This is a genomic window from Vibrio sp. 2132-1, assembly GCF_033344315.1.
Genome location: NZ_JAWPON010000093.1, coordinates 1 through 1,094 on the forward strand (window position 1 = coordinate 1; position 1,094 = coordinate 1,094).

Sequence of the window (1,094 nt, forward strand, 5' to 3'; positions counted from 1 at the left end):
GTCAGCCGCAGTGAAGTGCTGACGAAGCGATCTCTTCATGGGTTTTTAGCCGTTAGCTCTGTGGCAGTACAGACTAACGGCTTTTTTGTGCCAATTTAGCCCAAATTTTCTCTTAGCGATTTGATGTCTTTAGACGGCGGTGCGCCAAACAAGCGGCTGTATTCCCGACTGAATTGAGACGGACTTTCATAGCCGACTTTGAATGTCGCAGCCATGGCGTCTAAGTTTTCTGTCAGCATCAATCGGCGTGCTTCACTTAAGCGTAACTTCTTCTGAAACTGTAATGGTGTCATGGACGTCATGGAGCGAAAGTGCGTGTAAAACGACGATTTACTCATACCTGTAAACGAAGCCAAATCTCCAACACTTAATGGTTTGACAAAGTTGTTTTTGAGCCAGTCGATGGCTTTGGCTATTTGATGGCTATGGCTGCCCGCAGTCACGATTTGATGGAGACGCGTGCCCTGTTCACTCATCAAAAGGCGATAAAAAATCTCCCGTTTAATGATGGGCGCTAAAATTTTGATGTTTTGGCCTTCGTCTAATAATTCTGCTAAGCGTACAAACGCACCCAATAGAGATTCCGACAACTCACCGACAGCAATGCCTTTTTGCGCTTCTTTGGATTGAGTAAAGGCAAGTTCGCTATCGACAATCAGTTGGGAAATCTCGGTCAAATCCAGCTCCATGATCAGCCCTAAATAATGTTGCTCCTCACTGGCTTCGATAATGTTGGCAATGATAGGGAGATCGACAGAAGAAATCAGGAAGTGGTTGGCATCGTAAATAAAGCTTTCCTCTCCCAATAAGACTCGCTTCCTGCCTTGCGCGATAAGACAAATACTTGGATTGTGGGTATAGCTCGTAGGCGGCGTCGGCGTTGTCCAACGACTGAACCTCAACCCCGAAATTGGCGTGTCGTATTGGTTTGCGTTTCCCGTCCATCGATCAATCAGTTTGGCTAATTTCTGAGTGGCGAATGCTCTACTTGGTAAGTTGGTTGGTGATGAATCTGACATCGCGAAAAGGCTCTCGGATTATTGAGGTTGTTATTCAATGTATACACGACATTTTGCGAAGTAAAGATTATCAAG

1 protein-coding gene is annotated in these 1,094 nt (G+C 45.5%); it reads right to left on the bottom strand.

Annotation, left to right across the window (positions count from 1 at the left end; genetic code table 11):
- Positions 1–95 precede the first annotated feature (95 nt).
- Positions 96–1,019 carry an AraC family transcriptional regulator gene (locus tag R8N47_RS23655; RefSeq protein ID WP_318185908.1) on the bottom strand — a complete coding sequence of 308 codons (924 nt, stop codon included), beginning with the start codon at positions 1,017–1,019 and terminating at the stop codon, positions 96–98.
- Positions 1,020–1,094 lie beyond the last annotated feature (75 nt).

Bases quoted from the DNA above. Each gene is read 5' to 3' on its own strand.
- R8N47_RS23655 (WP_318185908.1), bottom strand. From the start codon at position 1,019: ATGTCAGATTCATCACCAACCAACTTACCAAGTAGAGCATTCGCCACT.